This window comes from Burkholderia sp. HAN2018 (assembly GCF_024704855.1).
In the GTDB taxonomy this organism is placed as follows: domain Bacteria; phylum Pseudomonadota; class Gammaproteobacteria; order Burkholderiales; family Burkholderiaceae; genus Burkholderia; species Burkholderia cepacia.
On sequence record NZ_QOBB01000457.1, the window covers coordinates 1 to 4,484 of the forward strand.

Annotated in this window: 4 protein-coding genes; all 4 read left to right on the forward strand. The window is 65.1% G+C overall.

The annotated features are described in order from the left end of the window. Window positions 1-1,041 (forward strand): aminotransferase (locus DPV74_RS40890; protein ID WP_119339253.1); only part of this gene is annotated, 1,041 nt, incomplete at its 5' end. 61 nt (window positions 1,042-1,102) lie between these two features. Then, window positions 1,103-2,218, forward strand: a complete 1,116-nt coding sequence (locus tag DPV74_RS40895) for a polyamine ABC transporter substrate-binding protein (protein ID WP_027788942.1) — start codon at window positions 1,103-1,105, stop codon at window positions 2,216-2,218. A gap of 188 nt (window positions 2,219-2,406) precedes the next feature. Further along, window positions 2,407-3,561 carry an ABC transporter ATP-binding protein gene (locus DPV74_RS40900; RefSeq protein WP_027788941.1) on the forward strand — a complete coding sequence of 385 codons (1,155 nt, stop codon included), beginning with the start codon at window positions 2,407-2,409 and terminating at the stop codon, window positions 3,559-3,561. Between the two features lie 10 nt (window positions 3,562-3,571). After that, window positions 3,572-4,484, forward strand: a 913-nt coding sequence (locus tag DPV74_RS40905; RefSeq protein ID WP_119339254.1) for an ABC transporter permease subunit, incomplete at its 3' end; no start/stop codon positions are given.

Genomic DNA, 4,484 nt, shown 5'->3' on the forward strand with positions numbered 1-4,484 from the left:
AACCACTTCTTCTATTGCAACAGCGGCTCGGAAGGCAACGACACCGTGCTGCGCCTCGTGCACCAGTACTGGCGCGTGCAGGGCCAGCCGCAGAAGAAGTACGTGATCTCGCGCAAGAACGGCTACCACGGCTCGACGATCGCCGGCGGCACGCTCGGCGGGATGGGCTACATGCACGAGCAGATGCCGTCGAAGGTCGAGCACATCGTGCACATCGACCAGCCGTATTTCTTCGGCGAGGCGGCGGCCGGCGAAACGCCGGAAGCGTTCGGCCTGGCCCGCGCGCAGCAGCTCGAGGCGAAGATCCTCGAACTCGGCGCGGAAAACGTCGCGGCGTTCATCGGCGAGCCGTTCCAGGGCGCGGGCGGCGTGATCTTCCCGCCGTCGACGTACTGGCCGGAAATCCAGCGGATCTGCCGCAAGTACGACATCCTGCTCGTTGCCGACGAAGTGATCGGCGGCTTCGGGCGCACCGGCGAATGGTTCGCGCACCAGCACTTCGGCTTCGAGCCGGACCTGATCACGATGGCCAAGGGCCTCACGTCGGGCTACGTGCCGATGGGCGCTGTCGGCATTCACGAGCGCGTGGCGCGGCCGATCATCGACAACGGCGAATTCAACCACGGCCTCACGTACTCGGGCCACCCGGTGGCGGCAGCCGTCGCGGTCGCGAACCTGAAGCTGCTGCGCGACGAAGGGATCGTCGAGCGCGTGAAGAACGACACGGGCCCGTACTTCCAGGCGCTGATGCGCGAGACCTTCGCGCGTCACCCGATCGTCGGCGAAGTGCACGGCCACGGCCTCGTCGCGAGCCTTCAGCTCGCCGAGGCGCCGGCCGAACGCCGTCGCTTCGCGAACGGCGGCGACGTCGGCACGATCTGCCGCGACTTCTGCTTCAACGGCAACCTGATCATGCGTGCGACCGGCGACCGGATGCTGCTGTCGCCGCCGCTCGTGATCTCGCGTCAGGAAATCGATGAACTCGTATCGAAGGCGAAAAAAGCAGTCGATGCAACCGCCCAGCAACTGGGTATTTCGTAACGGTTTTGCCTACAGGCGTGCGGCGGGCGCCGCACGCCGCCATAACCAGGGGAATTCCACCATGCGTGCCTGCTTTCTTCGCCAAGCCTGTTCCGTTGCCGCCCTTGCCGCCGCGGCCGCGTTTACGTCGGTCGCCAGCCCGTCGGCGCATGCCGAGGACCTGAACGTCTACAACTGGTCCGACTACATCGCACCGGACACGATCCCGAACTTCCAGAAGCAGACGGGTATCCACGTCAAGTACGACAACTATGACAGCGACGACACGCTTCAGGCGAAGCTGCTTGCCGGCAGTTCGGGTTACGACATCGTCGTGCCGACGTCGAACTACATGGCCAAGCAGATCCAGGCCGGCGTGTACCAGAAGCTCGACAAGTCGAAGCTGCCGAACCTCGCGAACCTCGACCCGCTGCTGATGAAGATGATCTCGGACGCCGATCCGGGCAACCAGTACGGCGTGCCCTGGGCCTACGGCACGGACGGCATCGGCTACAACGCGCAGGCGGTGAAGAAGGCACTCGGCGACAAGGCGCCGGTCGACAGCTGGGCGCTGGTGTTCGACCCGGCCAACATGGAAAAGCTGAAGAGCTGCGGCGTGTCGTTCCTCGACCAGGCCGTCGACGTGTTCGCCGCGACGCTGCAATACATGGGCAAGAACCCGAACAGCACCAACCCCGGCGACTACCAGGCCGCGTTCGAAGTCCTGAAGAAAGTCCGCCCGTACATCACCCAGTTCAACTCGTCCGGCTACATCAACGACCTCGCGAACAACGACGTGTGCGTCGTGCTCGGCTGGTCGGGCGACGTCGGCATCGCGCACCGCCGCTCGGCCGAAGCGAAGCGCTCGTACGACATCAAGTTCTCGAATCCGAAGGAAGGCGGCCTGCTGTGGTTCGACGTGATGGTGATCCCGAAGGATGCACCGCACCCCGAGGCCGCCCTGAAGTGGATCAACTACGTGTCCGATCCGAAGGTCAACGCGGCGATCACCAACACGGTGTTCTACCCGACCGCGAACAAGGCCGCGCACCAGTTCGTCACGCCGGCCGTCGCGCAGGACCCGACCGTCTACCCGCCCGAAGACGTGCTGAAGAAGATGGTGCTGATGAAGCCGATGCCGGCCGACATCCTGCGCCTCGAGAACCGTCTGTGGGCCCAGCTGAAGACGGGCCACTGATCGCGAAGCATTCCGGCGGCGCAGGCATCGCTTCACGCCTGCCCGCCTGAGATCCGCGGACCTCCATCCGCCCGCGCGCGCCGCGCGCACTGTTCCATCCGGCACGAGCCGTTGTCCGTGAGTCGCATAACGCGCCTCGCGCGGGGACGCTCACGCCTGCAATCCGTGAAGAACGAATGGTGAATCCCATGCAATCGATACCCTCTTCCGCTGCTGCACGACAGACCCAACCGGCCCCCGCGGCCCGTACGCAAAACGACGCCTTCGTGCGCATCGAAAACGTCGTGAAGAAATTCGGCGACAGCACGGCCGTCGACAACGTGAACCTGACGATCGCGAAGAACGAGCTGTTCGCGCTGCTCGGCAGCTCGGGCTGCGGCAAGTCGACGCTGCTGCGCATGCTTGCCGGGCTCGAGACGGCGACCTCCGGCAAGATCTTCGTCGACGGCGAGGACCTCGCGTCGCTGCCGCCGTACCGCCGCCCGGTCAACATGATGTTCCAGTCGTACGCGCTGTTCCCGCACATGACGGTCGAATCGAACGTCGCGTTCGGCCTGAAGCAGGAAGGCACGCCGAAGAACGAGATCCGGGAACGCGTGGCCGACGCGCTCGCGCTCGTGCAGATGAGCAAGTACGCGAAGCGCAAGCCGCATCAGCTTTCCGGCGGCCAGCAGCAGCGCGTCGCGCTGGCCCGTTCGCTGGTCAAGCGCCCGAAGCTGCTGCTGCTCGACGAGCCGATGTCCGCGCTCGACAAGAAGATCCGCCAGAAGACCCAGCTCGAACTCGTGAACATCATCGAGAAGGTCGACGTGACCTGCGTGATGGTCACGCACGACCAGGAAGAAGCGATGACGATGGCGAGCCGCCTCGCGGTGATGAGCGAAGGCAAGATCGTGCAGATCGGCTCGCCCGGCGAAGTCTACGAATACCCGAACAGCCGTTTCTCGGCCGAATTCATCGGCTCGACCAACCTGTTCGAAGGACGCGTGGTCGAGGACGAACCCGACCACATCTTCGTCGAGAGCGACGACCTCGAGGCGCGCATGTACGTGAGCCACGGCGTGACGGGCCCGCTCGGCATGCCGGTCGGCATCTCGGTGCGCCCGGAGCGCGTGCACGTGTCGCGCGAGAAGCCGGGCTCGAAACACAACTGGGCGCGCGGCGTCGTGACCGACATCGCGTACATGGGCAGCTACTCGCTGTACCACGTGCGCCTGCCGAGCGGCAAGACGGTGGTGTCGAACCTGTCGAGCTCGCACCTGATGAACGACAACGCGCCGGCGTGGAACGACGACGTGTTCGTGTCGTGGTCGCCGGCCAGCGGCGTCGTGCTGACGCAGTGAGGAGGCCACGATGAGAACCTCCGCTTCCACTTCGTCCGCGCCGGTGTCTGCCGGCGCCGCGAGCACCGGCGCCGGCCGCGCGCGCCCGGGCCGCTTCTCCGTGCTGTCGCGCTTCCTGCCGTCGGGCCGCAGCGTCGCTATCGGCGTGCCGTTCGTGTGGCTCGCGGTCTTTTTCGCGCTGCCGTTCGTGCTGGTGCTGAAGATCAGCTTCGCCGACCAGGTGATGGGCATCCCGCCGTACACGTCGCTCGTCGAGATCAAGGATGGCGTCGTGCACTTCGCGTTGCAGCTGTCGCACTACGCGTTCCTGCTGCAGGACGACCTGTACATCGCGACCTACCTCAGCTCGCTGAAGATGGCCGCCGTGTCGACCGTGCTGTGCCTGCTGATCGGCTATCCGATGGCGTACTACATCGCGCGCTCGGAACCGAACCGCCGCAACGTGCTGATGATGGCCGTGATGCTGCCGTTCTGGACGTCGTTCCTGATCCGCGTGTACGCATGGATCGGGATCCTGAAGGACGACGGCCTCCTGAACCACACGCTGATCGCGCTGGGCATCATCCACACGCCGCTGCGCCTCTATCACAGCGACGCGGGCGTCTACATCGGGATGGTCTATTCGTACCTGCCGTTCATGGTGATGCCGCTGTACGCGCACCTCGTGAAGATGGACCTCACGCTGCTCGAGGCCGCGTACGACCTCGGCGCGAAGCCGTGGGTCGCGTTCACGCGCATCACGCTGCCGCTGTCGAAGAACGGGATCATCGCCGGCAGTCTGCTGGTGTTCATCCCGGCGGTGGGCGAGTACGTGATTCCGGAACTGCTGGGCGGCGCCGACACGCTGATGATCGGGCGCGTGATGTGGGATGAATTCTTCAACAACATGGACTGGCCGATGGCGTCCGCGGTGACGGTCGCGA

Coding starts and splice junctions, on each gene's coding strand:
- DPV74_RS40895 (WP_027788942.1), top strand. CDS start 1,103: ATGCGTGCCTGCTTTCTTCGCCAAGCCTGTTCCGTTGCCGCCCTTGCC.
- DPV74_RS40900 (WP_027788941.1), top strand. CDS start 2,407: ATGCAATCGATACCCTCTTCCGCTGCTGCACGACAGACCCAACCGGCC.